Genomic DNA, 844 nt, shown 5'->3' with positions numbered 1-844 from the left:
CCCTAGACATCCCAGGTCCGTAACTTGTCAAGCTGCGGCGGGTTGTGGCGCTGTTCGGTGGGCCCAGGCGGTGTGTTCGTCGTATTTGGTGTGGTGGCGTAGGCAACCGTGCAGGAGTCCGACGAGGCGGTTGCCGAGTGCGCGGAGCGCTTGGTGGTGGAGGTCTCCGGCGGCGCGGTGTTGGTCGTAGAACGCGCGAGCTCCCGGGCTCTGGGTGAGGGCGCAGAAGGCCCACTGGTCGATTGCGTCGTAGAGCCGCCGGTTGCGCACGTGACGGGCCAAGACGGCGCGCTTCTTGCCGGATGCGACCGTCAGGGGTGACGTACCGGCGTAGTTCTTGCGAGACTTGGCGGTGGTGTATCGGTCGACGTCGTCACCGAATTCACCGAGCACCCGGGCGCCGAGGATGACACCGAGTCCTGGCAGGGAGAGGTAGATGTCGGCGTCCGGGTGTGTTTCAAAATGGCGGGTCAGTTCGGCTTCGAGGTCGCCGATCTGACGGTTCAGCTCCGCGATCAGCGCGACCGCCGAGCGGGTGGTGGCGGCGAATGCGGCGGCAACCGGAGGTGGTGCCGTGAGATGGTCGGTACGCAATGCAACGCGAATTTCTTCAGCGCGTGATTCGATATTGCGTTGTCTCCCAGCTCGTTTCAGGATCGCTCGGATTGTCGCTGTGCTCAGGTGAGCTGCTTCGGCGGGCGAGGCGGCACGCGAGAGCACCGCGACGGCGTCGCCGTGATGGAGACTGTCGAAGGCCTCGAGTGCGGCGGGGTAGTACTCGCGCAACGCCGAGCGCAACGCGTTGGTCTGCCGGTTACGGGACCAGATCAGATTTTGATGTCCG

General features: G+C 64.9%; 1 protein-coding gene. It reads right to left on the bottom strand.

Going from position 1 to position 844, the window contains the following annotated elements; genetic code table 11:
• Positions 1–27 precede the first annotated feature (27 nt).
• On the bottom strand, positions 28–844 hold an 817-nt coding region (locus tag O4220_RS27705), incomplete at its 5' end, for a transposase (protein ID WP_269608747.1).

The sequence above is a fragment of the Rhodococcus ruber genome, from assembly GCF_027270735.1.
GTDB lineage: Bacteria > Actinomycetota > Actinomycetes > Mycobacteriales > Mycobacteriaceae > Rhodococcoides > Rhodococcoides rubrum_A.
This window is presented reverse-complemented; position numbering and strand designations above follow the sequence as displayed.